The 23,433-nt window shown below is 59.2% G+C and carries 23 protein-coding genes; 15 read left to right on the top strand and 8 right to left on the bottom strand.

Annotated elements, in window-relative coordinates; translation table 11 throughout:
- Positions 1-313 (top strand): ATP-binding cassette domain-containing protein (locus AC6RA8_RS12510; RefSeq protein WP_500353079.1); only part of this gene is annotated, 313 nt, incomplete at its 5' end.
- Positions 314-326: 13 nt separating this feature from the next.
- On the opposite strand, the gene AC6RA8_RS12515 is transcribed toward AC6RA8_RS12510, so the two are convergent.
- The 3 genes from AC6RA8_RS12515 to AC6RA8_RS12525 all read right to left on the bottom strand — a co-directional run bounded on the left by AC6RA8_RS12515 (position 327) and on the right by AC6RA8_RS12525 (position 6,514).
- Positions 327-1,220 carry a hypothetical protein gene (locus AC6RA8_RS12515; RefSeq protein ID WP_500353080.1) on the bottom strand — a complete coding sequence of 298 codons (894 nt, stop codon included), beginning with the start codon at positions 1,218-1,220 and terminating at the stop codon, positions 327-329.
- A gap of 105 nt (positions 1,221-1,325) precedes the next feature.
- Positions 1,326-5,216, bottom strand: a complete 3,891-nt coding sequence (locus AC6RA8_RS12520; protein ID WP_500353081.1) for an efflux RND transporter permease subunit — start codon at positions 5,214-5,216, stop codon at positions 1,326-1,328.
- On the bottom strand, positions 5,213-6,514 hold the full coding sequence (locus tag AC6RA8_RS12525) for an efflux RND transporter periplasmic adaptor subunit (RefSeq protein WP_500353082.1): 1,302 nt from the start codon (positions 6,512-6,514) through the stop codon (positions 5,213-5,215). The genes AC6RA8_RS12520 and AC6RA8_RS12525 overlap by 4 nt, the downstream gene beginning before the upstream one ends.
- A 246-nt stretch (positions 6,515-6,760) precedes the next feature.
- Here AC6RA8_RS12525 and AC6RA8_RS12530 point away from each other — a divergent pair, with 246 nt between their 5' ends.
- Together AC6RA8_RS12530 and AC6RA8_RS12535 are read left to right on the top strand one after the other, a co-directional pair.
- Positions 6,761-7,432, top strand: coding sequence for a hypothetical protein (locus tag AC6RA8_RS12530; RefSeq protein WP_500353083.1), 672 nt, complete (start codon positions 6,761-6,763; stop codon positions 7,430-7,432).
- Between the two features lie 32 nt (positions 7,433-7,464).
- Entirely contained in the window at positions 7,465-8,793 is a 1,329-nt protein-coding gene (locus AC6RA8_RS12535; protein WP_500353084.1) for an outer membrane protein assembly factor BamB family protein, read from the top strand.
- A 34-nt stretch (positions 8,794-8,827) separates the two neighbouring features.
- On the opposite strand, the gene AC6RA8_RS12540 is transcribed toward AC6RA8_RS12535, so the two are convergent.
- The gene (locus tag AC6RA8_RS12540) at positions 8,828-9,397 is read right to left on the bottom strand and encodes an AAA family ATPase (protein WP_500353085.1); all 570 of its coding nucleotides are present in this window, start codon (positions 9,395-9,397) and stop codon (positions 8,828-8,830) included.
- Between the two features lie 160 nt (positions 9,398-9,557).
- Between AC6RA8_RS12540 and der the strand changes: the two genes are divergently transcribed.
- On the top strand, positions 9,558-11,015 hold the full coding sequence (der, locus tag AC6RA8_RS12545) for a ribosome biogenesis GTPase Der (RefSeq protein WP_500353086.1): 1,458 nt from the start codon (positions 9,558-9,560) through the stop codon (positions 11,013-11,015).
- 60 nt (positions 11,016-11,075) lie between these two features.
- Here der and AC6RA8_RS12550 read toward each other — a convergent pair whose 3' ends face one another.
- Entirely contained in the window at positions 11,076-11,771 is a 696-nt protein-coding gene (locus AC6RA8_RS12550; RefSeq protein ID WP_500353087.1) for a TspO-related membrane protein, read from the bottom strand.
- A gap of 90 nt (positions 11,772-11,861) precedes the next feature.
- On the opposite strand from AC6RA8_RS12550, the gene AC6RA8_RS12555 reads away from it, so the two are divergent.
- On the top strand, positions 11,862-12,938 hold the full coding sequence (locus AC6RA8_RS12555) for a T6SS phospholipase effector Tle1-like catalytic domain-containing protein (RefSeq protein WP_500353088.1): 1,077 nt from the start codon (positions 11,862-11,864) through the stop codon (positions 12,936-12,938).
- On the opposite strand, the gene serS is transcribed toward AC6RA8_RS12555, so the two are convergent.
- Both serS and AC6RA8_RS12565 read right to left on the bottom strand, forming a co-directional pair.
- Complete coding sequence (gene serS / locus AC6RA8_RS12560) at positions 12,935-14,227, bottom strand: serine--tRNA ligase (RefSeq protein ID WP_500353089.1); 1,293 nt, start codon at positions 14,225-14,227, stop codon at positions 12,935-12,937. The two genes, AC6RA8_RS12555 and serS, sit on opposite strands and share 4 nt — an antisense overlap.
- Before the next feature lie 177 nt (positions 14,228-14,404).
- A complete protein-coding gene (locus tag AC6RA8_RS12565; protein WP_500353090.1) occupies positions 14,405-15,262 on the bottom strand; it encodes a trypsin-like serine peptidase in 858 nt (285 codons plus the stop codon).
- 17 nt (positions 15,263-15,279) lie between these two features.
- Between AC6RA8_RS12565 and yajC the strand changes: the two genes are divergently transcribed.
- The 10 genes from yajC (at position 15,280) to AC6RA8_RS12615 (ending at position 22,247) form a co-directional block, all read left to right on the top strand.
- Positions 15,280-15,558 (top strand): preprotein translocase subunit YajC, encoded by a 279-nt coding sequence (yajC, locus tag AC6RA8_RS12570; RefSeq protein ID WP_189368725.1) that lies wholly within the window; start codon positions 15,280-15,282, stop codon positions 15,556-15,558.
- Positions 15,558-17,222 carry a protein translocase subunit SecD gene (gene secD / locus AC6RA8_RS12575; protein WP_500353091.1) on the top strand — a complete coding sequence of 555 codons (1,665 nt, stop codon included), beginning with the start codon at positions 15,558-15,560 and terminating at the stop codon, positions 17,220-17,222. Before yajC ends, secD begins: the two co-directional genes overlap by 1 nt.
- Position 17,223: 1 nt before the next feature.
- Positions 17,224-18,192 carry a protein translocase subunit SecF gene (secF, locus tag AC6RA8_RS12580; protein WP_500353092.1) on the top strand — a complete coding sequence of 323 codons (969 nt, stop codon included), beginning with the start codon at positions 17,224-17,226 and terminating at the stop codon, positions 18,190-18,192.
- 73 nt (positions 18,193-18,265) lie between these two features.
- The gene (locus AC6RA8_RS12585; RefSeq protein WP_500353093.1) at positions 18,266-19,036 is read left to right on the top strand and encodes a TSUP family transporter; all 771 of its coding nucleotides are present in this window, start codon (positions 18,266-18,268) and stop codon (positions 19,034-19,036) included.
- Positions 19,023-19,376: an Mth938-like domain-containing protein gene (locus AC6RA8_RS12590; RefSeq protein WP_500353094.1), complete on the top strand. Its 354-nt coding sequence runs from the start codon at positions 19,023-19,025 to the stop codon at positions 19,374-19,376. Before AC6RA8_RS12585 ends, AC6RA8_RS12590 begins: the two co-directional genes overlap by 14 nt.
- 113 nt (positions 19,377-19,489) lie before the next feature.
- Positions 19,490-20,104, top strand: a complete 615-nt coding sequence (gene ccmA / locus AC6RA8_RS12595) for a heme ABC exporter ATP-binding protein CcmA (RefSeq protein ID WP_500353095.1) — start codon at positions 19,490-19,492, stop codon at positions 20,102-20,104.
- Positions 20,101-20,757 (top strand): heme exporter protein CcmB, encoded by a 657-nt coding sequence (gene ccmB, locus AC6RA8_RS12600; protein WP_500353096.1) that lies wholly within the window; start codon positions 20,101-20,103, stop codon positions 20,755-20,757. Before ccmA ends, ccmB begins: the two co-directional genes overlap by 4 nt.
- A gap of 47 nt (positions 20,758-20,804) precedes the next feature.
- A complete protein-coding gene (ccmC, locus tag AC6RA8_RS12605; protein ID WP_500353097.1) occupies positions 20,805-21,557 on the top strand; it encodes a heme ABC transporter permease CcmC in 753 nt (250 codons plus the stop codon).
- Positions 21,557-21,712 (top strand): heme exporter protein CcmD, encoded by a 156-nt coding sequence (gene ccmD, locus AC6RA8_RS12610; RefSeq protein WP_500353098.1) that lies wholly within the window; start codon positions 21,557-21,559, stop codon positions 21,710-21,712. Before ccmC ends, ccmD begins: the two co-directional genes overlap by 1 nt.
- Complete coding sequence (locus AC6RA8_RS12615) at positions 21,705-22,247, top strand: DsbE family thiol:disulfide interchange protein (protein ID WP_500353099.1); 543 nt, start codon at positions 21,705-21,707, stop codon at positions 22,245-22,247. Before ccmD ends, AC6RA8_RS12615 begins: the two co-directional genes overlap by 8 nt.
- 50 nt (positions 22,248-22,297) lie before the next feature.
- On the opposite strand, the gene AC6RA8_RS12620 is transcribed toward AC6RA8_RS12615, so the two are convergent.
- Positions 22,298-23,059, bottom strand: coding sequence for a VPLPA-CTERM sorting domain-containing protein (locus AC6RA8_RS12620; protein WP_500353100.1), 762 nt, complete (start codon positions 23,057-23,059; stop codon positions 22,298-22,300).
- Between the last annotated feature and the right edge of the window lie 374 nt (positions 23,060-23,433).

Below are 23,433 nucleotides of genomic sequence, written 5' to 3' on the forward strand. Positions count from 1 at the left end.
AGGCGAAAAGCAACGTGTCGGCATTGCGCGAACCTTGCTCAAGAACCCTCCCATCCTGTTGCTGGACGAGGCAACAAGCGCCTTAGATACCGAGACTGAGCAAGAGATCAAGGACGCGCTGCATGCGGCGGGGCAGGGGCGTACGGTGCTGACCATCGCCCATCGCCTCAGCACCATTGCGGAAGCCGACCGGATCATCGTGCTGGAACAGGGCGAGATCGTTGAAACCGGCAGCCACGACGAGTTGCTTGCAAAAGATGGGCGATACGCACAGCTGTGGCATCGCCAGCAGGCGGATGAGATGCCGGTCTAATCAGGTCTGCTTTCTATGATAGTGATACAGCATGGCGGCGAAACTTGCCTGCCATGCTCCAGTCCCAACGATTGTTCCACCTCGCGCGTATATGGTCAGTTTGATCGCCCAGCGCGTCGTCAAACCACATCATCATGCCCTCACGCACCAAAAGAGATGCGCGTGTGCGAGTCAGTGTGACCCGGCATTTGTCCGTGCCCGGGAGCGGTTCGATTGTGAACGCCATTGTGCCCTGCACCAGGTTTTTGTTGGCCGGGTTCAATTCTCCCTGAAAACTGTATCGGGCGTGATGCGGGTAAGAGACGGCCTCGTATTTGATGGTTTGATGTTCGAATTGCGCATGCCCTGTACGATACTCGACATCGAAAACGTGCTGCGCGTCTGCGCGTTCTTCCATCTTCTTCAGAAGCGGCTCCCAATTGGCACCGCCTTCACGAGCAAGGCCGGGGACAAGCCAGTCCCATAGCTCCTCTGCCGCCCCCTTTAACTCGAAATCGCGTGTTTCAGAACTATCCAGCCAAATTCGGAACCGATCCAGAACTGTTCCATAGGTGGTGCAAACCACGCCGAACCAGAGCACGACCCAGATCAACCAATCGTGCCCGTTTTCAACGATGTGGTCGGGTATCAGGGGAGTTAAACTAACCTGCACAAAGGCCATCAGTGCAACCAATTCAACCGCGAAACGGCAAGACGGAACAATCAGGACAAACAGTGCGCTCAGGCAGGCAAAGGCGCCCCCCATGATTATGCAAGTCAAAACAACAACAGTTAGGTTCAAAGCGTAGGATAACTCGTCGTCCCACCAGATGTCGGGCTCGCCCATCGAAAAGCAGAAGAACGACAATGCGGCGAAAAAAGCGCCAAACAGGTGGCGGCGACGTTGCCGGTAGATCAATCGGAACATGACAATACTCCCACACGTGATGCGGGCAATAAGGATCACGACTCCGGCGAAAGAATGGCGTGTCGATGGCATTCGAGCGAGTGCCATCGACGTGTACTCTTGATCTTACTCCGCTGCCTTCAGCGACGTTGCCCCAAGCGATGACCGTGACAGTGTCGCCTCGGCGTGGCTTGGTTCGTCACCAAAATCCCAGACCAGTTCTTGGTTGCCGACCGTGCGCGTGTCACGTGTCAGTGCCCAGTCGCGTGCAGCCCGGCTGGCGCGGCCCATGGACATTTTGGCCAACAGTTGGCTGATCCAACGGACGTACGTGACGATCCAGACCCGAACGGCGAGCAGTGAGGGCGTCACCACCAAAGTCAGCACCGTTGCAATGCCAAGGCCGAACACAACTGCGGTGGCCAACTGCTTCCACCACAGCGCGGTGGGGCTGTCGATGGTGTAGCCGCCGCCGCCAAAGTCGAGGGACAAGCCAAACATCATCGGGGCAAGACCCGCCATCGTTGTGACCGTTGTCAGCAGCACTGGCCGGATGCGGTCCTGCGCCGTGCGGATGATGGCCTCGATCCGTGGCATGTACTTTTCATATTCCTGATAGGTGTCGATCAGCACGATGTTGTTGTTCACCACGATGCCTGCAAGCGCGACGATGCCAGTGCCGGTCATGATGATCGAGAATGCTTGGTTCATCACTAGCATCCCGATCAGTACGCCTGCCGTGGATAGAACCACAGCCACCAGAACAAGCAGCGCGTTGTAGATCGAGTTGAATTGCGCCAGCAGGATGATGAACATCAAGAACAGGGCGCCGGCGAAGGCCTGCATCAGGAAGGCACCAGACTCCTCCTGGTCTTCCTGGTCACCAGTCCATTCGCTGTCGATTCCAATCGGGAAGGGCGCGGTTTCGATCCACTTTGTCAGCTCGGCAATCCGTTCGTTCGGGTTGACCGGGATCAGGCGGAACTCACCTGCGTTCAGACCCGCTTGCAGATCCAGCGACCGGCTTTCAGGCGCCGCAGCGAACACGGCATATCCCTGACCATTTGCGGTCAGCTCCGCATCGCTTGACGGACGAACGGTTGCGATGATCTCTTCAACTTGAACGCCATCCTGATCGACGGTCCGCACCACTTTCTGCAGACCGTCCAGCACATCGGCCTTCACGTCGAAGTACCGCTTCTGATCCACCCGGCTGATCTGCGCCAACTCGGCCACAGGCGTGCGGGTGATGAAGTTGGCAAGGGGAACAAGGCCGTCCGACGTGCGCACTTTCAGGGTGTCCAAAGTGGACAGCACCCGATCATCTTCCGGCAAACGAACACGAATCTCGATCTCTTCATCCGACGTATCGACGCGCATCGTGTCCAGCAGCAGACCACGGGTCACCAGTTGCACCATAGCGCCAACGGTTGCCACGTCCGCGCCGTAGCGGCCCGCCTTTTTGACATCCACGTCTATCTGCCAGTCGATGCCGGGCAGGGGGCGCGTGTCTTCGATGCGGGTCAGGCCGGGCAAGGTATCGAATTGCGCGCGTGCCGCGGCGGCAGCTTGCAACAGGTCTTCCCAATCATCTCCTTTGATCCGCAGGTGCACGGGCTTGGCTGATGCCGGTCCCTGCGCCAACGCCAGGACCTCGGCACGAATACCGGGGATGTTTGACAGTTCAGTTGTCAACTCGTCCAGCACGGTGTTGCCGTCAAAATCCTCGGCCTTTACCTCGCGCATGACCGTGTAGTCCGTGAATGGGATCGTAAACCACGGTTCCGATGCATCGGGTCGATCCTCCCACGGGATCGTCTCAAGCTGGATCTGACCAATCGTGTCGCGGGGCGATTGCGCACCGCCTGTATTGGCGTTCAGCCCGCCCGCGCCCGCAAAAGCAAACGCGCTTTTGATACCCGGGTGGGACAGTACGATATCTTCGGCTTGCAGCAACAGGGCATCTTTTTCATCCAGCGACATGTTCCCGCGCGCCAGCACATAGACAATCGCTTGCTCCGGCTCGGTCTCGACGAAAAACTCAACGCCACGGTTGTTGTTGATGAAGTAGATCAGTGTTGTCCCGACAAAGACGAAAACAACGCCAAGCGTCACAAGCGGCATCACCGGGTTTCCGACAATGCTTTGGATCGCATAGCCGAAAGTCGATCGTTGATAGCCTGCGTGCACCTTGCGGTTGCGGGTGCCAAAGACCTTGCGCATGCCCCAGTTCACACCCCATCCCAAGCGCACAAACAACGCTGTAAAGGACAAGAGCGCCATGATCGCACCGGCAAAGCCCAGTGCCGCCAGGATCAACATACCCAATCCGAACATGAAGACATCAAGGAACGTCGGCAGAACGGATCGCCAGATCTCTTGTTGATCCATCATGGCAAATGCAGCGCCCGCGCGTTCAAGCAGCAGCGGAATACCGGAAAGGCCGACCATCATGGCAATGGCCACAAGGAATAAGCCCACGTGGGCGAGAAACGGCATACCTGCAATGCCGGTATTGGCATTGCCGAGTGTCTGAATGATGCGGCCGAGAACACCGCCCATAACCGGCAGGTAAATGAGCGCCACAATCAAGGAGGCAGACAGAACAAAGATCAACGTCACAGGCAACATGCCCATGAACTCACCTGGCACACCGGGCCAGAACAGCATCGGCAGGAATGCACAAAGCGTCGTCGCGGTTGAAGAAACGACAGGCCAGAACATCCGTTTCGCCGCCTCAACATAGGAACGCATGGGGCCAACACCCGCTTGCTGTCGCTTGTCTGCATATTCAACAACAACAATGGCGCCGTCGACCAACATGCCCACGGCCAGGATCAAGCCGAACATCACGATGTTCGAAATCGAAATCCCCATGATCGCGAGTAGGACGAAACACAGCAGGAACGAGGTCGGAATGGCAAAGCCGACAAGAGTCGCAGCCCGCGGTCCGAGGAAAGCGAGAGAAACAATCATGACCAATGCAATCGCAGTCAGGACGGACCCTTCAAGCTGGCCAACCATCGACGCAACTTCGCGGCTCATGTCGTTGGACGTGCCCACCTCGACCGCGGCGATCAAACCTTCGGGCCATTGAGCTGCCTTTTCATCGACCAGCGCCTTAACCTCGGTTGCCGTATCGATCAGGTTAAAGCCCTTCCGCTTGACCACCTGGAGGGCCACGGTGTCGCTTCCGTTGAAACGTGCGGTCGATTCACGATCCTCGAATGTCAGGTTGATCTGGGCCAAATCGCCCAGTGTCACCACGCGATCACCGTTTGTCTTGACCGGAAGCTCATAGATGTCGCGTGCCTCGTCGAAGGATGATGGGATTTTGACGGCGAATGCGCCTTGCGCGGTTTCAATCTCACCGGCCGCAATCAGCTGGTTGTTGTTCTGCACAACGTTGATCAACTCACCTGCGGTCACATTGTAGGCTTCAAGCCGCAGCGGATCGATCAAGACTTCGACCATCTCGTCGCGATTGCCTACAAGGCTCGCTTCCAAAACGGCATCCAGCCCTTCGATGTCGTCCTGCAAGTCTTTTGCGACCCGGGCGATTGTACGCTCCGGTACCGGGCCGGTAAGGTTGATGATAATGATCGGGAATTCCGAGAAGTTGAATTCATCGACCGTATATTGCTCAAACCCATCCGGGAAATCCGCTTCGGCCTTGTCCATGGCGTCGCGCACATCTGCCAGAACCTTGGTCTTGTCCCAGCCAAACTCGAATTCCAGCACGATGTTGGCATAGCCTTCGGCGGCGGTGGAGGACATGCGATCCAGACCGTCGAGGTCCGCCAGCTCGGTTTCCATTGGCTGGATCAGCAGCTTTTCCGAATCCGCGGCTGAGATGCCGGGGAAGGGCAATGAAATCACCAAAGTCGGGATTTCAATGTCCGGTTCACCCTCCTTGGGCAGCACAACGTAAGCCAGCCCACCCGCAAGGATGGACAGGAAAATGAAGGCTACAACCATCCGCGCACGTGACGCGGCCCAGTCGACAATACCCGTCATTGTGTTTGCTCCTGATAGGTCGGCGCGACTGTCACGCCCGCCGTCACGAATTCTTGTCCGACGACGATCACGTTGACCTCATCCGCCAATCCGGTCAGCCAGATACCCTGTGCCGTGTCGCGCACGACATTGACCGGATTGAAAGCAACAAGGCCAGCGTCATCGACGGTGCGCAGTCCCAACACACCATTCTCATTCAGCGTAAGTGCTGAAGGAGGCAACAAATGCGCGTTGGTGCCGGCGCCAGAGATGGCGATTTCAGCTGTCTGCCCGTCACGGATGCTCAGATCAACATTCGGGACTTCGATCTCGACCCGGAAGGTTCGGGTGGTTTCGTCTGCAGAACGGCTTAGGAATGTGACCTTGCCAGCAACTTCTTTGCTGCCAGCCGCGAGACGCGCACCGGCGTCCGCGCCCACGGTGACGCGTGCGACTTCGGTCTCCGGGGCAAAGGCGACCAGCTTGATGGGATCAAGCTGTATGACCGTTGCGCAAAGCGAACCGGGCTGTAACAGCGTGCCCAACTCCGCAGTATCGCTTTCCAGAAGGCCCGAGAAGGGCGCGCGGATATCCAGCCGCTCCAGTTCCTTTTCCGCCGTTGCGATGGATGCCGTTGCGCTTTCGATCGTCGCATCGGCGCTTTGCAGCCCGGACTTGGCGGCAGTCACACCTGCCTTGGCCCCTTCAAGGCTGGCTTCCGCGGCGGCCAGAGCGGCGTCAGCGTTTTTCACACGCGTCTCGGCGGCAAAGCCACCCTCACTCAGCCTGCGGGCTGCGTTCTGATTGACCAGTGCTTCATCAATGCGCGCCTGGGCTTCGATCACCCGCGATTCGGCTTCCGGGACGCGGCTTTCGGCTTCGGTTTTGCTCGCGATGGCCTCCGCCAGACGGGCGCGGGCTTCTGCGAGGGTCGATGCGCGGGTTCCGGGATCGAGCTGGCACATCAACTCGCCTGCCTCAACAAATGCACCCTTGCGCAGCGGCGGAGAGATGACAGTGGAAGATGTCTCGGCCCGAACTTCAACTTCCCGAGCAGCCTGTGTCTGGCCGCGCAATGTGACTGCATTGTCAATTTCGCGCGCAATGGACTTGCGCACAACGACCTTGATCAAGGCGTCCGTATCTTCAGTCACATCTTCGGGTTCAGTCGGGGACAAGTCTTCGGCGACGTCCTCGACTTCTGTTTCCGCCCCGCCGGTCAATTCGGCAATAAAGGCAAGAGTCGTCTCACGTTCAATGACCCAAAAATACAATCCTGCGCCAACTGCAATGGCCAAGATCATCGAAACAATCCGCATCTTTTGTTCTTCCTTGGTAGACCAATGACCCGAAACGTGACGTTGGGTCGGGTGCTATATAGAGTTTGTTACGTCTAAACTAACCAGTTCAGATTACTTTTTTTGAGACAGCATCGCAATGATGCCCATTTGACGCACTGCTTGCAGCGGATGCATGCTCTTGGCTTGCGCGCGCCATCACTGTAAGACGAGCCGGAAAACAAGGGTGAGGCGGAGCCAATCCGCCGCGATATTGGGAGCGCGGGCGTGAGCGATACCGACAGCTTTATTGACGAAGTCACCGAAGAGGTGCGCCGCGACCGGTTGTATGGCTATGTGCGCCGCTACGGCTGGATTGCCGCCATCGTGATTGTAGGCATCGTTGGTGCTGCTGGCTTCAATGAATACCGTCGGGCGCAGGCTGAGGCCAAGGCCCAAGCGCTGGGTGACGCAATGCTCGCTGCATTGTCGTCAAACGAAGATGATGCGCGTGCCGATGCGCTGACTGGTGTCACAGCCGACACAGCAGAGGGGGCCGCGGTACTTGCATTCATGACGGCAGGCGCACAGTCGCAGGCGGGTCGCGCCGACGATGCGATTCAAACCTTGCAGCCCATTGCCCAATCGTCCGAGCTGCCGCTGATTTATCGCCAGATCGCCACGTTCAAGTCGCTGATGCTGCAAAGTGAAACGCAGGACGCAGACACGCGTCGTCAGGGGTTTGAGGCACTGGCTGTGCCCGGCGTTCGTATGCGCCTTCTGGCTGAAGAACAGCTTGCGCTGATTGATATCGAGACCGGCAACCCTGATGCGGCCATCGCCCGCTTCCAATCCATCATGGAAGATGCCGAGGCGACCCCGGGCTTGCAACGCCGTGCCCTACAGGCAATGGTGGCGCTGGGCGGCGCGCCAGATGCCACAGAGGCCGCCGGAGAATAAGCAAGATGGGTCGGACGATGGGGGATTTGGGTATGGTTTGGAGCACCCGCAAACGTATCCTGCTGGCAACCGTGGCGCTGACCATTGTTGCGGCCTGTTCCGAGCGGGAGGTCATCCTGCCGGGCAAACGTGAACCTGTGTCCGCAGTTCTGACCACAGACAAAGCCGACGCTGAGGCGCTGACCGAAGCTGCGCGGGATATCTCCCTGCCGCCGCAAGTGGCAAATACGGATGCTGCACAAAGCTTTGGCACACCTGCCTTTCGAACGGATCACCCGCAATTGGGTCAGACACTGACGCCGGTCTGGTCCGTTGATATCGGTGACGGCGACAGCCGCAAACACCGTATCGTTGCGGACCCTGTCGTTTCGGGCGGGCGTGTGTTCACTCTTGATGCCGAAACAACGGTTACAGCGGTTTCGACGTCCGGCCAGGTTCTATGGCAACGCGACATCCTGACGGACCGCGCCAACAATGGCGAAGGGACCGGCGGTGGCCTTGCTGTCGACGGCAGTGTTTTGTTTGTTTCGAGCGGTCTTGGCACACTCACCGCCCTTGATGTCGAAACCGGCGGCACAATCTGGGAACAGGAACTGGAAGCCATCGGCGTGGGACGTCCAACCGCTTTCGAGGGTCTGGTTTATGTCATGGCCGGGGACGACACCGGCTGGGCACTTGAGAAAGACAGCGGCCGTATAGCATGGCAGGTCAGCAGTTCGGAAACCCGCACAAACGTCCTGGGTGGGCCCGCGCCTATCGTGACAGACGGCCTCGCAGTGTTCTCCTTCGGCTCGGGTGAAATGCAGGCTGTGTTCCGTCAAGGTGGCCTGCGCCGCTGGGACGCATCGGTTTTGGGTGAACGGCAGGGCCGTGCGCTGGCCAAGGTTGACGATGTCACCGGTCGCCCGATTGCCAAAGATGGCGTGATCTACGCTGGTAACCAATCGGGTCGCACGGTCGCGGTGAATGCTGGATCTGGCGCGCCGATCTGGACCAGCCCAGAAGGGGCGATTGATACCGTGTTGCCCGTGGCCGGAAGCGTTTTCCTGATTTCCGACCGAAACGAGCTTGTCCGTCTGAATGCTGAAGACGGAACCCGTATCTGGGGCACGCGCCTGCCAAATTTCGTCAAGGATCGCCCCCTGCGGCAATCCGAAGTATTTGCGCATCATGGTCCGGTCTTGGCGGGTGGTCGTTTGCTGGTTGCATCCTCGGACGACACTCTGCGCAGCTTTGACCCAGTCTCGGGCGGGCTTACAGGTCGAACGGAGATTCCCGGCGGGGCCACAACGGCCCCCGTAGTGGCAGGCCAAACCCTTTATGTCGTGTCGCGCAAGGGCCAGTTGCTGGCTTATCGCTAAGCGCGCCAAGGTCAATCGCCTGATCTTGTCAGCACTAAGCGCTGGGGCTGCCGTCATCGCCAGCCGCACCTGCGATCGGCATTCCAAAATGCGTCGCAATCAGAGATGCCGTGTGCTTGGCTGACGCCGTCTCGGTGGACAAGCTCAAACAGTTCGGGCGTGGAATGGCAGCAAACGCATTGCGCTCCAGGTAATCCGCCAACGCCGCCTGGGTCGATAGCTTGCCCCGCTGCACACGGTCTGGGGCCGACACGCGTTCCATCAACGTGTCTTCGCTGCATGACAGATGAATCGGCTTGATGACGCCAGCATAGGGTTCGACCGCGCGTTCGTACTCCTCGACCAACGGTAAATCTTCCGGATGGCAATAGGCAGCCGTGGTGATCAGGCGCGGCACACCGGCCCGTGCCGCCCCGCGCAGGGTCGTCACCCGCAGATCATGGACAAGATCCCAAAAACCGGGAGCCGCAAAGCCGAACACCATACGGCCGATGTCGATGGCAGCGTGGTTGTCGACCAGCGGTGTCCCGGTCAGGGCGGCAAGCTCCTTAGCCACCGTCAATTTGCCTGTCGCAGGCGCGCCGTGAATAAGAAACAGGATCATAACACCACGATAGGCGTGCACCCACGAGTTCATCAATGCGGTTAGACCATACGGATCGGCACAATACCGCGGGGGCCGATATGCATTGCGCGATACGACCCCCTTTAAGTGATGCGGTGCATGGTCTATGTGCACGGCTTGATCTGTCGGACACACACCCATGACCATGACCCTCGCCATTGTCGGACGGCCCAATGTGGGCAAATCGACGCTGTTCAACCGCCTTGTAGGCAAGCGCCTGGCGCTGGTCGATGACCAGCCAGGTGTCACGCGCGATCTGCGCGAAGGACCGGGCAAGCTCGCCGATCTGCGCTTTACGGTGATCGACACCGCCGGCCTGGAAGAGGCGACGGACGACAGCCTGCAGGGCCGCATGCGCAGGCTGACCGAGCGTGCCGTGGATATGGCCGACGTATGTCTGTTCATGATCGACGCGCGTGCAGGCGTGACGCCAACGGATGAAATCTTTGCCGACATCCTGCGCAAGCGCGCGGATCATGTGTTACTGGCCGCCAACAAGGGGGAAGGGTCAGCAGCGGATGCCGGCGTGCTCGAGGCGTTCTCGCTGGGGCTGGGAGAGCCGATCCGCCTGTCCGCTGAACATGGCGAAGGGCTGAACGATCTGTACGCACAGCTGCAACCCCTGGCGGACCTCTATGAGGAGAAGAACGCGCAAGAGGCGCCGGAAACCGATGTGACCGTGGACGAGGATGAAGATGATCCTGACTACGTTCCGCAGCCCACCAATGCGAAACCTTTGCAGGTCGCAGTCGTAGGGCGACCCAATGCGGGCAAGTCCACCTTGATCAACCAGATTGTCGGCGAAGATCGCTTGCTGACGGGCCCGGAAGCCGGGATCACCCGCGACGCAATCAGTCTGCGCACGGATTGGGACGGAACACCCATACGCATCTTTGATACCGCAGGTATGCGTAAACGGGCCAAGGTGCAGGAAAAGCTGGAAAAACTGTCGGTCAGCGACGGTCTCCGCGCCGTGAAATTTGCCGAAGTGGTGGTGGTCTTGCTTGATGCGGCCATTCCCTTCGAACAGCAGGATTTGCGCATCGCCGATCTGGCTGAACGCGAAGGGCGGGCCGTCGTCATCGCCATTAACAAATGGGACATCGAGGACGACAAGCAGGCCAAGCTGAAAGAGCTGAAAGAGAGTTTCGAGCGGCTCTTGCCCCAACTCAAAGGCGCGCCGCTTGTGACCGTCTCGGCCAAGACGGGGCGCGGGTTGGATCGGCTGCACGGCGCCATTATGCGGGCCTACGACGTTTGGAACCGCCGTGTGCCCACGGCGGCACTGAACCGCTGGCTGACGGGCATGTTGGAACAGCACCCGCCACCCGCACCTCAGGGAAAGCGGATCAAGCTGCGCTACATGACGCAGGCCAAGACGCGACCACCGGGGTTTGTTGTTATGTGTTCGCATCCCGACAAAGTCCCGGAAAGCTACAACCGCTACCTCGTGAACGGCTTGCGGCTGGATTTTGATATGCCGGGTACGCCCATCCGTCTGTTCATGCGCGGGCAAAGCGATGCAAACCCCTACAAGGGGCGCAAGAAGGCAGGGCCGTCGAAGTTGCGCAAGCACACCGAAGGGCGACGCAGCTAGCGCGTTAGCTGGATTTTGGGCACTTAAGGTCTTGAAAACAAAGCTGTCCCCGCGGGGACACTATGTTTTCCGTGTCGCAGCCTGGATTACCGGGTACACCATTACGATGGAGCCGAGCAGCGCCAGTGCACCCACAGACCGCAGGTCAAAGCCGTTCTGAACGGTCACGGCCACCAAGGCCCAGATCACGGCAACGCCGTAAGTAGGCGCGCGACCCAGCGTCCTTTGGATCACAAATGCCAACGCGATCGCAGCAGCCACCATCAACCAGGCCGCGGTTTGCTGGGACGTCAGCCCGTACCCTGCCAAAAGCAAGCCCAAGGCCACACAGCTCGCCGCACTCAACCATCCGGCATACAAGCCAACGGGCCAGGCCGCAGCCCAAGGGTCAAGGCGGGGAGCACGCCAGAGCGCGATCAACGCGCAAACCAGCATCACCCAGATCAGTACGGTCGCCCAGACAGGACTGCGCACAGCCACGGGCAACCAGATACTGCCAACTGCCAGCGACACAGCAAGAGGGACGCGCATTTCTGCCCAATCCGGCGCAGTCCAGCGACGCAGCGCACCAAATGCCGTACCAATGATGAGCCAAACGTAGATCACGCCCCAGATTGCAAAAGCATAGCCGGCGGGCTGCACGGGTGGGTCAATCTGCGGGATCGGGAACTGATCGGCATCAAATCCCCCGAACCCCGGCACCCAGAAGGGGGACGCTGCAAAGGCCAAGGCGAGTATCAGCACAACCGCAGGCATGGTTTTCCACCGTTTACAAATTTCGCAAGGCCGGTAACCTTGTTGACATAGTTTAGTGCTTTCGACTGTATTTCAAGGACTTGAATAGATATGACCCGCATTGCGATTTTTTGTGATGGGACTTGGAACTCTCCCGATATCCAGGAACCGACTAGTGTCCACAAGTTGAAGCGTGCTTTGGTCAGTGACCCGGCGCTCGGGCAGGTGGCGGCCTATTTCCCGGGGATTGGAACGGATGATCGGTTTGATGGCCCGGTCAAAAAGTTCTTCAACAAGTACGGTGGTGGCGCCTTTGGCTGGGGTCTCGATGCCAAGGTCAAGCAGGCGTACCAGTTTCTGGCGCAAGCCTATCAGCCGGAGGATGAAATCTATTTATTTGGCTTTTCTCGCGGAGCGTTCACCGCACGGTCTGTGGCGGGCATGATCCGCAAATGCGGGATTATCGAAGACACCAGCACGGATGGCGTCAACGCGGCGTTTAATCTCTATCGCAAGCGGGGCAAGAGGAACCACCCTGATGCCCCACATATCCGAGAAGCTCGGCGAGAGATGTCGCCACGGTTTGCGACGTCTGTCACGGACATGGCGTGGCGCAAAGACACTTCGCGGCTTGTGGAGATTTCCTATCTTGGTGTCTGGGACACAGTAGGTGCACGGGGTATTCCCCCGTCCTTGCTGGGGCCCATCGCATCAATGTGGAACCGCCAGTACAAGTTTCACGACATGGCCTTGTCGAGCCTTGTGCAGTCCGCGCGCCATGCACTCGCATTGGATGAGCGGCGCGTACTGTACAAGCCTGCGAAATGGGACAATCTAGATGGCGAAAGTGGATTGAACGAAGGCGACACAGGGCCGCTGCGCGCCTACCAGCAGATGTGGTTTGTCGGGAACCACAGCATCGTGGGTGGTTCCGGTGCGGAGCAGCCATTGTCGATGATTGCACTGGATTGGGTTGTGCAAGGCGCGGGGCGGTTGACGTTGGAACCGGACATTAAGTTCCCGCCAAGTGACCCCGACCCACTGGTGGATGCCCCGGCGATCAAGTTCAAATGGTCGTTGTTGAAGAAGTGGCGCCAAGGTCCTGATCAACCTTGGGAAATTCATCCTTCAGTGCAGGAGCGCAGGCAGGGGCGGCAGGATTACCGCCCCAAATCCTTGCGTATCTAAACGAGTGTTCCATCTGCTGTCAGCGTTGTCTTGCCGCTCAGGTAAGGGGCGAGTGCTGATGGCAGTTGAACCGAACCATCATCCTGCTGACCGTTTTCCAGTACAGCGATCAAGCAGCGACCCACTGCAAGGCCGGATCCGTTAAGTGTGTGAACGAACTGTGGTTTTCCGCCATCTGCGGGCTTGAACCGGGCGTTCATACGGCGAGCCTGAAAGTCGCCAGTGGTCGAGACCGAGCTGATCTCGCGATAGGTATTCTGTCCGGGCAACCAAGCCTCGATGTCGTAGGTGCGGCGTGCTCCAAAGCCCATGTCGCCCGTGCACAGAACGACGGTTCTGTAAGGGATTTCAAGGGTTTCGAGGACACCTTGTGCGCAGCCCAACATCCGCTTCTGTTCTTCTTCCGAACCGTCGGGATGCGTGATCGACACCATTTCGACCTTTTCGAACTGGTGCTGGCGCAGCATGCCTGCCGTATCGCGGCCCGCGCTGCCCGCTTCAGAGCGGAAGCATAGGGTGTGGGCCGTCATGCGGATGGGCAGGGCGGCCTCGTCCAGAATGTCGCCTGCGACTGTGTAGGTCAGGGGCACTTCGGAGGTTGGGACAAGCCACATGCCGTCCTCGGTCCGGTAGCTGTCTTCGCCAAATTTGGGAAGCTTATCAGTACCATACATCGCATCGTCGCGCACGAGCACGGGGCTGTTCACTTCCGTGAGGCCGTTCTGATCGACATGGGTGTCGATCATGAATTGGGCGAGTGCACGGTGGATGCGGGCGACCGATCCTTTCAGCATGACGAAACGGCTGCCGGAGGTTTTGGCGGCGGTTTCGAAGTCCATCGAGGCGCTGACACCTGCGATGTCGAAATGCTCTTTGGGTTCGAAATCAAAGTTTTGCGGGTTACCCCAACGATGGATTTCGACGTTGTCATCCTCGTCGGCGCCGTCCGGCACGTCGCTTGCGGGTAGATTGGCGATGCGCGCAAGGGCGTCGGTCAGCTCGGCGTCGAGCGCCTTGGCCTCCTCCTGCATCCGCGCGATTTCCGCTTTCTTTTCAGCAACTAAGGCACGGAGGCGTTGGAATTCATCCTCGTCCCCGCGGCCCTTGGCAGCGCCCACTTCCTTGCTGGCCTTGTTCTGTTCGGCTTGTGCGGTTTCGGCGGCGAGGATCTTGGCCCGCCGCGCCTCGTCCAAGGCGAGCAGAGACGACGACATCGCAGCGTCCCCACGGCGCGCAAGGGCGGCGTCGAAGGCGGCGGGATTGTCGCGAATGGCGCGAATGTCGTGCATGTCTGGCCTCTGATCTTGGTGTTTCGGTGCAGGTCATATGCCCGATCCCGTAGCCCGGGAAAAGGGGGGCAAACGGGGTGTCACCCCCCGTGCAGCATCCGTGCACCCCCTGTACGCCGCCATCGTGATGGTTGGGTTAGGGTTTGTTAAGGTTTGAGGCCCCCGGACACGCATGACCTAGTCAAATTGATTTGTCGTTTCGGATACCCATTTGCCCGGCAAAACAACCAGTGCTTGCGCATGTCCTCCGCTTTCAATGCGGGCGGAGACAACGGACTGAACCAGCCACCCTTCGGCAGTGCGGGCCAAGACGGGGCTTCCCGACAAGCCGGGAATGACCGGGCAGTTCAAGATACGGACAGGCCCTAGGACCTGCGTGACGGGACAGTCGAACGCGGCGCTGAGCATCGCGGCCCGTGTCGACTGGTAGCCGATGATGGCGTTCGTTTTGTCCGTGCCGCTTGAGGGTGTGCCGATCGGGATTGGTTCAATGGTTCCCGTTGGGGCTGGGTTCTGCAATTCGATCAATGCCACGTCAGATGCGGGACTTTGTGCGACGGTCGGGGGAACGTGAACGGATTTTGCAGCACCATGCCAGACAAACTCCCCTCGCAACCATCCAGCAACGAAGTGGACATTTCCGGGTGGCTCAGCCGTGCCGTCGACCCTGAGCACGCAATGTGCCGCTGTCAGTACCCACCGTGCGGCAATCAACGTGCCTGTGCAGGCACGGCGCGTCCGGAACCCGGCAATGTTGACCCGTCCAATGGCGGCCCAGTCGGCGTGTTCTTGTTCTGACAAAAGGGGCAGGCCAGCCTGTTGGGCGCGCGCAATTGTGCCCTGCAACGAATGAACCGCAAGCGCGATCAGAAATACACCGGTGAGTTGGACAACCCGCATCAGCGCAGGATGCCATGGCAAATACGCCATGCAAAGCGGATCAAAACCCGTATTGGCCAGTGTTTCCGCCTTGCGCTGACCCGCCCCCGCCCATAGGTTCTGCCAAACTCTGAAGCGGGCCAGAATCCGCCCCAAGACCAAGGACAATTCCCATGGAAGCCATCGGCCAGTTTATTCCCCTGATCCTGATCTTTGCGATCATGTATTTCCTGCTGATCCGCCCTCAGCAAAAGAAGGTCAAAGAGCATGCTGCCATGGTCGAGGCGCTGCGCCGGGGTGATCAGGTGGTGACCCAAGGGGGCCTGATTGGCAAAGTGTCCAAGGTCAAGGAAGACAATGAGGTCGAGGTGGAGTTGGCCGAGGGCGTGAAGGTTCGCGTCGTCAAGTCCACCATCGCGCAGGTTCTGAACAAGACCGAGCCCGCGAAGTAATGCTTCAGATCGAGAGCTGGAAACGGGTTCTGATTTGGTCCTTATGTGCGCTGGGGCTGATCCTTGCCTTGCCGAACGGGTTTTACACCCGGGTTGAGCAGCACAACGACGCCGCACAGGCCATCGAACTTGGCGCGGATACCCCTGAGAACCAGGAGATACTGGCGCAATGGCCGGGCTTTATGCCGTCAGCGCTGGTGAACCTTGGGTTGGACCTGCGGGGCGGGGCGCATTTGCTCGCCGAGGTGCAGGTCGAGGATGTCTATGCCAGCCGCATGGAGGCCAGCTGGCCCGAGATCCGGGATATTCTGCGCCCTGAGCGGGCGACCATTGGCACCATTCGTTTGCAGCCTTCGGCGCCGGACGAGTTGCGCATACGTATTGGGGAACCAGCGGGTTTGCAGCGTGCTTTGCAAGTCGTGCGGACCCTTGCCCAGCCGGTGCAGACCCTGACCGGTGTTGGGGCCAATGACATTGTGGTACGTGTCGATGGAACGGACGTGATTGTTGTTACTCTGAGCGATGAGGAAAAGCTGGCCTCGGACGAGCGGACGGTGCAGCAGTCGCTGGAGATCGTTCGCCGCCGGATTGACGAGGTGGGCACGCGGGAGCCGACCATTCAGCGGCAGGGCGCGCAGCGGATTCTTATTCAGGTGCCGGGTATTGGCTCGGCTGCCGAGTTGAAAGAGATCATTGGGACCACAGCCCAGTTGACCTTCAACCCCGTTGTGAACCGGACGTCAGACGAGAATGCGGCCCCCGGCATCGGCAACAAACTGGTACCGTCGCTGGATGAACCAGGTCTTTTCTATGTCATCGAGAGCGCGCCTGTTGTGACGGGCGAGGATCTGGTTGATGCGCAACCGAGCTTTGACCAGAATGGCAGCCCTGCGGTGTCCTTCCGGTTTAACACGACCGGTGCGCGGCGCTTTGGGGATTACACAGCCGAGAATATCGGGTCGCCCTTTGCGATTGTGCTGGATGATGAGGTCGTGTCGGCCCCGGTTATCCAGAGCCATATTCCAGGCGGGTCGGGGATTATCACCGGCAACTTCAATGTCGAAGAGTCGACCAACCTTGCCGTGCTGCTGCGCGCGGGGGCTTTGCCGGCCGAACTGACGTTCCTTGAGGAACGGACCATTGGTCCGGAGCTGGGGCAGGACAGTATTGATGCGGGCAAGGTCGCGACCATGGTCGCCTTTGCCGCCGTGCTGGTGTTCATGGGCCTGAGCTATGGTCTGTTTGGCCTTTTTGCCAACATAGCGCTGATCATCAATATTGGTCTGATCTTTGGCCTCTTGAGTATGATCGGGGCCACGCTGACCTTGCCGGGGATTGCAGGCATCGTGTTGACCGTGGGTATGGCGGTGGATGCCAATGTGCTGGTGTTCGAGCGCATCCGGGAAGAGCTGAAATCGGCACGGGGGCCTGCGCGGGCCATCGAGCTTGGCTATGAAAAGGCATTGTCGGCCATTCTGGACGCCAACATTACGACCTTCATCACGGCCGTGATCCTGTTTGCCATGGGCTCGGGTCCAGTGCGCGGTTTTGCGATCACGCTGGGTCTTGGCATTCTGACGTCTGTGTTTACCGCGATCTTCGTGACGCGGCTGATGGTGGTGATGTGGTTCGAACGCCGCCGCCCCAAGACAATCGAGGTGTAAGATGCGACTGAAGCTGGTCAAACAGGGCACCAATTTCGATTTCTTCAGCCGCTGGAAGCTGTGGCTGGGCATTTCGGCCCTGATGATGGTGGTGGGCTTTGCCTCATTTGCCATTCAGGGGCTGAACTTTGGTATCGACTTCCGGGGCGGCACCACAGTGCGGACAGAGAGCACGCAGCCGGTGGATATTGGTGTCTACCGCGATGCCATGGCCGTGCTGGAGCTGGGCGACATTTCGATCACAGAGGTGTTCGATCCAACCTTTGATGCTGATCAGAACGTCGCGATGATCCGTATCCAGGCACAGGAAGGGCAGGAGGCGGTGACGCCCGAGACCATCCGCGAGGTTCAGGCAGCACTGTCCGCTGCGGTGCCGGACATCAAATTCGTGTCGGTCGAATCCGTTGGTCCGAAAGTGTCGGGCGAGTTGATTCAGACAGCGGCGATTGCGGTAGTATTGGCCATCGGGGCAGTGTTGATCTACATCTGGCTGCGCTTTGAATGGCAGTTCGCGCTGGGGGCCGTGGCAGCCCTTGTGCACGACGTGATCCTGACCATCGGTGTGTTCTCGGAACTGCAGATCAAATTCGATCTTGCCATCATCGCGGCACTGTTGACCATTGTGGGCTATTCGCTGAACGACACCGTGGTGGTCTTTGACCGCGTGCGGGAGAACCTGCGCAAGTACAAGAAGAAGCCGCTGAACGAAGTGCTGAACATCTCGATCAACGAGACGCTGAGCCGGACGGTCATGACCTCGGTCACGACGCTGCTGGCCCTGATTTCACTGTATTTGCTGGGCGGAGACGTGATCCGCGGCTTCGTGTTCGCGATGATCTGGGGTGTGATCGTGGGCACCTATTCGTCGGTCTTTGTCGCATCGACCATCCTGCTGTGGTTGGGCGTCAAGCGGGACTGGTCCAAGCCGGACGCCAACGCGGGCAACCAGTTTGCAAATGTGGATGCGTGAGGCAGCACTGGCCTAGATGCGGTTGCGAACTGGCCCTAACGCGCATTCAATACGGTCATCACCTTAGAGGGTGATGGCACATCTCATCACCGAAAGCCTTGCTTTGCCCGGTTTGGGCTGGCTGATTGCGGCCATTGTAGCCGCTGGGCTGGTGCGTGGTTTTGCCGGGTTCGGGTCGGGCATGATCATCATGGCGGCGGCGAGTTCGGTGCTGTCGCCCTTTGCTGCCCTTGCGTTCCTGGTTGTTGTCGAGTTCTGGGGGCCGCTACCCAATCTGCGCGCCGCGTGGCGGGACGGGGACCTGAACGAAGCGAAGTTCCTGCTGCTGGGGGTGGCCGTTGGCATGCCTTTGGGGCTGTGGACCTTGTCCTTTGTCGCGCCGGAGGTGTTTGGCTGGGGAGTGTCCGTTGCCATTCTGATTCTGCTGGCCGCCCTGATGTCCGGGTGGCGGTATACGGGTCCGATGGGGTCACGCATGATTGCCGGTGTCGGCACCTTTGGCGGCTTTCTTGGCGGGCTGGCCGGTATTCCGGGGCCACCTGTGATCCTGCTGTATATGGCGTCTGCCAAAGCCATTGCCGTGATCCGCGCCAATTTCCTGCTGTATCTGCTGGGCATCGACGTGATGATGCTGGGCATCTTTTGGGGCTTTGACTTGCTGGATGCGCAGGCCGTGATCATTGGGCTGGTTCTGGTGCCGCTTTACATGGTGGCGAATGTTGCGGGCGCGTGGCTGTTTGACCCAAAGGCCGAGCGACTTTTTCGGGCTGCGGCCTATATCGTCATCGCGGCTTCGGCTATTCTGGGGCTGCCGATTTGGGAGATGGGTCATGCGCCTCAATGAGATCACATATACAGACGCGCAACCGGTCGAGGGCTACGGCCCCGGCTTTTTTCGCATTGGCGGAGAGGTGGTTGAGGGTGGTTTGTTGACCGCGCCAACCGGGACGGGCGCCTGGGGCGGGTATGAGGACTTTGAACCGCTGTTGGCCCTGGCTGGGCAGGTGGATGTTGTGTTCATGGGCACCGGGGCAGAGATTGCGCATATTCCATCTGAGCTGCGGTCCCAACTGGAGGGGGCCGGTCTGGGAGTCGAGGTGATGTCGTCCCCATCTGCTGCGCGAACCTATAATGTCCTACTCAGCGAAGGGCGGCGCATTGCGCTGGCCGTTCTGCCTGTTTGATAGGGTGGAGGGGGCCTACCCCCCGCGCGTTGCGCGTCCCCCGCGGTTTATTTGGCGAAATGAAGTTGGATCGGGGGCTTTTGGCAGGCCACTCAATCGGTTAGCCATGCGTTATGGAATTGAAAGTCACTGATCTGGCCGTGGGCCGTGGCGGTTTGCCGGTGTTGGCGGGTGTGAGTTTTACCTTGTCTGCGGGGCAGGCTCTGGTGCTGCGAGGGCCGAACGGGTCGGGCAAGACAACGCTGTTGCGCACGGTGGCTGGATTGCAGGTGCCGATAGCGGGGCAGGTGATTGGGGCCGAGGACCGGATTGCTTATGCCGCTCATGCGGATGGGTTGAAGGCGGCACTGAGTGTGGCTGAGAATTTGCGGTTTTGGGCATCTGTGTTTGGGCAATCGGATATTGCACCTGCCTTGGCTGCCTTTGATCTTGAGGTTTTGGCGGAGCGCCGGGCCGGGCAGTTGTCGGCGGGGCAGAAGCGGCGTTTGGGTCTGGCGCGGCTGATGGTGACGGGCCGCGACGTCTGGGTGCTGGATGAGCCGACGGTGTCTTTGGACACAACCTCGGTCGCGCTGTTTGCAGATGCTGTGCGGGGACATTTGGCGCGGGGCGGGTCAGCTTTGATGGCGACCCATATTGATCTGGGGATCGAGGCCGAGACGTTGGATGTGTCGGGTTTTCGTGCAGCGGCGGCGCAGATGGCGTCGGCGGATGAGGCGTTTCTGTGAGGGCGTTGTTTTTCCGTGATCTGGCGCTGGCGCTGCGGGCGGGGGGTGGATTTGGTCTGGGGCTGGCGTTCTTCCTGATTGTCGTGGTGTTGGTGCCGTTCAGTGTAGGGCCGCAATCGGCCTTGTTGACCGAAATTGCGCCGGGGGTGCTGTGGTTGGGCGCGCTTTTGGCCTGCCTGTTGTCCTTGGACCGGTTGTTGGCCGTCGATTGGGAGGACGGAGCGCTGGATTTGCTTGCGACATCGCCCTTGCCGTTGGAAGGCATCATCGCGGTGAAGGCGGCGGCGCATTGGGTGACGACTGGGTTGCCTTTGGTTTTGGCGGCACCCGTGTTGGGTGTGCTGCTGAACCTTGCGCCTTCGGGCTATGGGGTCTTGGTGTTGAGCCTTGCCCTTGGCACGCCTGCCTTGTCGATGATCGGGGCCTTTGGCGCGGCACTGACGGTAGGGATCAAGCGGGGCGGGTTGCTATTGTCGCTCTTGGTTTTGCCGCTTTATGTGCCCACGTTGATCTTTGGGGCCGAGGCGGCGCGGCGGGCGGCGCAAGGCCTTGACCCCAGTACGCCGCTGTTTCTTTTGGCCGGGATCACTCTGGCCGTACTGGCAGCGATGCCATTTGCCGCAGGGGCTGTGCTGCGGGTGAACCTGCGGTAACGTCGTTGTCGATTGAGAAGGGACAAGCGAGGGTTTAGGAACAAGCCATGTCACTTTGGGAATATGCCAATCCGGTCAAGTTTCTGCGCCTGAGCGAGCGCGTGCAGCCATGGCTATGGGCCGGGGCCGCGATCTGTCTGGCTGTCGGTCTGGTCTGGGGGTTCTTTTTCACGCCGGATGATTTCCGGCAGGGATCGACCGTGAAGATCATCTATCTGCATGTGCCGTCTGCCCTGATGGCAATCAATGCGTGGTTCATGATGCTTGTGGCCTCGCTGATCTGGATTATCCGTCGGCACCATGTGTCGGCCTTGGCGGCCAAGGCGGCCGCACCCGTTGGCATCGTAATGACGTTGATTGCGCTGTTCACTGGCGCGATCTGGGGCCAGCCAATGTGGGGAACATGGTGGGCGTGGGATCCGCGCCTGACATCCTTTCTGATCCTGTTCCTGTTCTATCTTGGTTATGTCGCCTTGTGGGAGGCCATTGAGGACCCGGATACGGCGGCGGATCTGACCTCGATCCTGTGTCTTGTGGGCACCGTCTTTGCCGTGTTGAGCCGCTATGCGGTGCTGTTCTGGAACCAGGGCCTGCATCAAGGCGCGTCGCTGTCGCTGGACAAGGAAGATAACGTTGCCGACGTATTCTATTTCCCACTGCTGGTCTGCATCGGGGGCTTTGTCTTGCTGTTTCTGGCGTTGGTGCTGTACCGCACAGGAACAGAAATCCGGCTGCGGCGGACGCGGGCGTTGATCGCACGGGAAGCGCGCAGCGCCGGGCTGCATGCGGAGGGGGCGTGATGCCTGATCTTGGGAAATACGCGGATGCCGTGCTGTCGGCCTATGCCGTGTCGATCGTTTTGCTGGTGGGCATCGTCGTGCTGACCCTGTGGCGCGGTCGGCGGGTGCGGGCCGAGATGGATGCGGTGGAAAAGCGGAGCGGGCGGGATGGCTAAAATCTCACCGCTCATGTTGGCCCCAATCGGGATTTTTGCGGGCTTCGTGGCCCTGGCCGCGGTGGGTATGTTTCGGGACAACCCGGACAAATTGCCCTCGACCCGAGTGGGCGCACTTGCGCCGCCGCTGACGGATGCGCAATTGGCGGACTACACACCCGTTGCCGAAGGGGATCTGGCGCGGGGTGAGGTGATGCTCGTGAACTTCTGGGCCTCTTGGTGTCCGCCATGCCGGGCCGAGCACCCGAAGCTGTTGGAGATGGCAGCGGATGGTATTCCGATCATTGGGGTGAATTTCCGCGATACCGAAGGGCCAGCATCCCAGTATCTGGATGAGGATGGCAATCCCTTTGTTGCCGTCGCATTTGATCCGGCGGCGCGGTCGGCCATTGACTGGGGGGTCACGGCGCCGCCCGAGACCTTTATCCTAGATGCGGATGGCACGGTCTTATTCCGTTACCAGGGGCCGTTGATCGGGTCGGACTATGAGAACCGGTTTTTGCCAGAGTTGGAAAAAGCGCTGAGTGTTCAATAGAAAACGCCGCGAGAAAACCCGCGGCGAGATATCTTCGACCTGTCAGCAGATCAGCTGCTCTTGCGACGCCGCATGACCGCAAACGCACCTGCACCGACAAACAGCAATGGAAGGCTGGCGGGAAGCGGCACAGCAGGAGGGACGAGGCCGTCTGGGTCATCGACAATTGAGAATACAAAGTTGTCGACCGCGCCGGATGCACCTGCTTTGCCTTCCTTTCGCTCGAAGAACACGCTGATGACCGAGTCTTTGGTCAGGCGGCCCGCCGCAGCAAAGACGGTCGACGCTGTTGCATTGTCAAAGGTTGAGTCGCTGCCGTTGTCTATTGTGCCCAACTCCGAACCGCCGAAGTTGAAGCGATAGAACCCATCGTCGAGAGCCGAAACACCGGTCCAGTCCAGCGTAATGTTCGACAACAGCTTCAGGTCGATCCGCCGCGTACGTGCGTCATCATCTACAATGACGCTGCCGGCCTCTTGTTGGACCAATACGTTGCCGGACACTCCGTCGGAGTTGCTCTGATCAAATACCTGAAGATCGGGGTCTCCGGCGCAACCGTTTGTACCAAATCCGTAGCTACATGTCGTATCGAACAGCGCAGCACCAACGCCGCCGCCTGTTGTGACTTCCCAAGAGACGCCATTGTCCAAAAAGATCCGAGGGTTTGTAATGTCCTGTGACGTGGAGCTATCGAGGCTTGCAATTTCTGCCGGGCTACGTGGGTTCGCATCGAAATCCAAAACGTAGGTTGCGGCTGATGCGCTACCAGCTGCAAATGCGACCGCAAGAATTGAAAGTGCAGAAGTCTTCATGAGGGACGCCTCTTTGGCTTACGAACAATAAACGTTAACAAGACCTATCGTTTAGCTTTGGGGCGCTGTCAAACCAAGCGTCCCGAATTCGACAGCGTTTCTAAAGTTGTTTAGGTATTTTCAGAAACAATTTTACGAAACTCTCGTCATCGTTGAACAAGGTATTCCGAATTCAATGAAACGCTTGCAATTGTTTCATGCGATTTGTGTGGGTGATTCGTGCGACTTACGCGGGTTCGCCGCAATGGAAGAGGGCGCGGAAAACCGCGCCCCTCGTTTTTACGCCGCGGATGCCAAGTTCCGCAGCACGTAGTGCAGAACGCCGCCATGTTCGATGTATTCGATCTCGATCGCGGTATCGATCCGGCATTTCA

The organism is Tateyamaria sp. (assembly GCF_059783535.1).

Coding starts and splice junctions, on each gene's coding strand:
- yajC (WP_189368725.1), top strand. CDS start 15,280: ATGGAAGCCATCGGCCAGTTTATTCCCCTGATCCTGATCTTTGCGATC.
- AC6RA8_RS12520 (WP_500353081.1), bottom strand. CDS start 5,216: ATGACGGGTATTGTCGACTGGGCCGCGTCACGTGCGCGGATGGTTGTA.
- AC6RA8_RS12535 (WP_500353084.1), top strand. CDS start 7,465: ATGGTTTGGAGCACCCGCAAACGTATCCTGCTGGCAACCGTGGCGCTG.
- ccmD (WP_500353098.1), top strand. CDS start 21,557: ATGCCTGATCTTGGGAAATACGCGGATGCCGTGCTGTCGGCCTATGCC.
- ccmA (WP_500353095.1), top strand. CDS start 19,490: ATGGAATTGAAAGTCACTGATCTGGCCGTGGGCCGTGGCGGTTTGCCG.
- AC6RA8_RS12540 (WP_500353085.1), bottom strand. CDS start 9,397: ATGATCCTGTTTCTTATTCACGGCGCGCCTGCGACAGGCAAATTGACG.
- der (WP_500353086.1), top strand. CDS start 9,558: ATGACCATGACCCTCGCCATTGTCGGACGGCCCAATGTGGGCAAATCG.
- AC6RA8_RS12590 (WP_500353094.1), top strand. CDS start 19,023: ATGCGCCTCAATGAGATCACATATACAGACGCGCAACCGGTCGAGGGC.
- serS (WP_500353089.1), bottom strand. CDS start 14,227: ATGCACGACATTCGCGCCATTCGCGACAATCCCGCCGCCTTCGACGCC.
- AC6RA8_RS12515 (WP_500353080.1), bottom strand. CDS start 1,220: ATGTTCCGATTGATCTACCGGCAACGTCGCCGCCACCTGTTTGGCGCT.
- AC6RA8_RS12585 (WP_500353093.1), top strand. CDS start 18,266: ATGGCACATCTCATCACCGAAAGCCTTGCTTTGCCCGGTTTGGGCTGG.
- secF (WP_500353092.1), top strand. CDS start 17,224: ATGCGACTGAAGCTGGTCAAACAGGGCACCAATTTCGATTTCTTCAGC.
- AC6RA8_RS12550 (WP_500353087.1), bottom strand. CDS start 11,771: ATGCCTGCGGTTGTGCTGATACTCGCCTTGGCCTTTGCAGCGTCCCCC.
- ccmC (WP_500353097.1), top strand. CDS start 20,805: ATGTCACTTTGGGAATATGCCAATCCGGTCAAGTTTCTGCGCCTGAGC.
- AC6RA8_RS12525 (WP_500353082.1), bottom strand. CDS start 6,514: ATGCGGATTGTTTCGATGATCTTGGCCATTGCAGTTGGCGCAGGATTG.
- secD (WP_500353091.1), top strand. CDS start 15,558: ATGCTTCAGATCGAGAGCTGGAAACGGGTTCTGATTTGGTCCTTATGT.
- AC6RA8_RS12615 (WP_500353099.1), top strand. CDS start 21,705: ATGGCTAAAATCTCACCGCTCATGTTGGCCCCAATCGGGATTTTTGCG.
- AC6RA8_RS12555 (WP_500353088.1), top strand. CDS start 11,862: ATGACCCGCATTGCGATTTTTTGTGATGGGACTTGGAACTCTCCCGAT.
- AC6RA8_RS12620 (WP_500353100.1), bottom strand. CDS start 23,059: ATGAAGACTTCTGCACTTTCAATTCTTGCGGTCGCATTTGCAGCTGGT.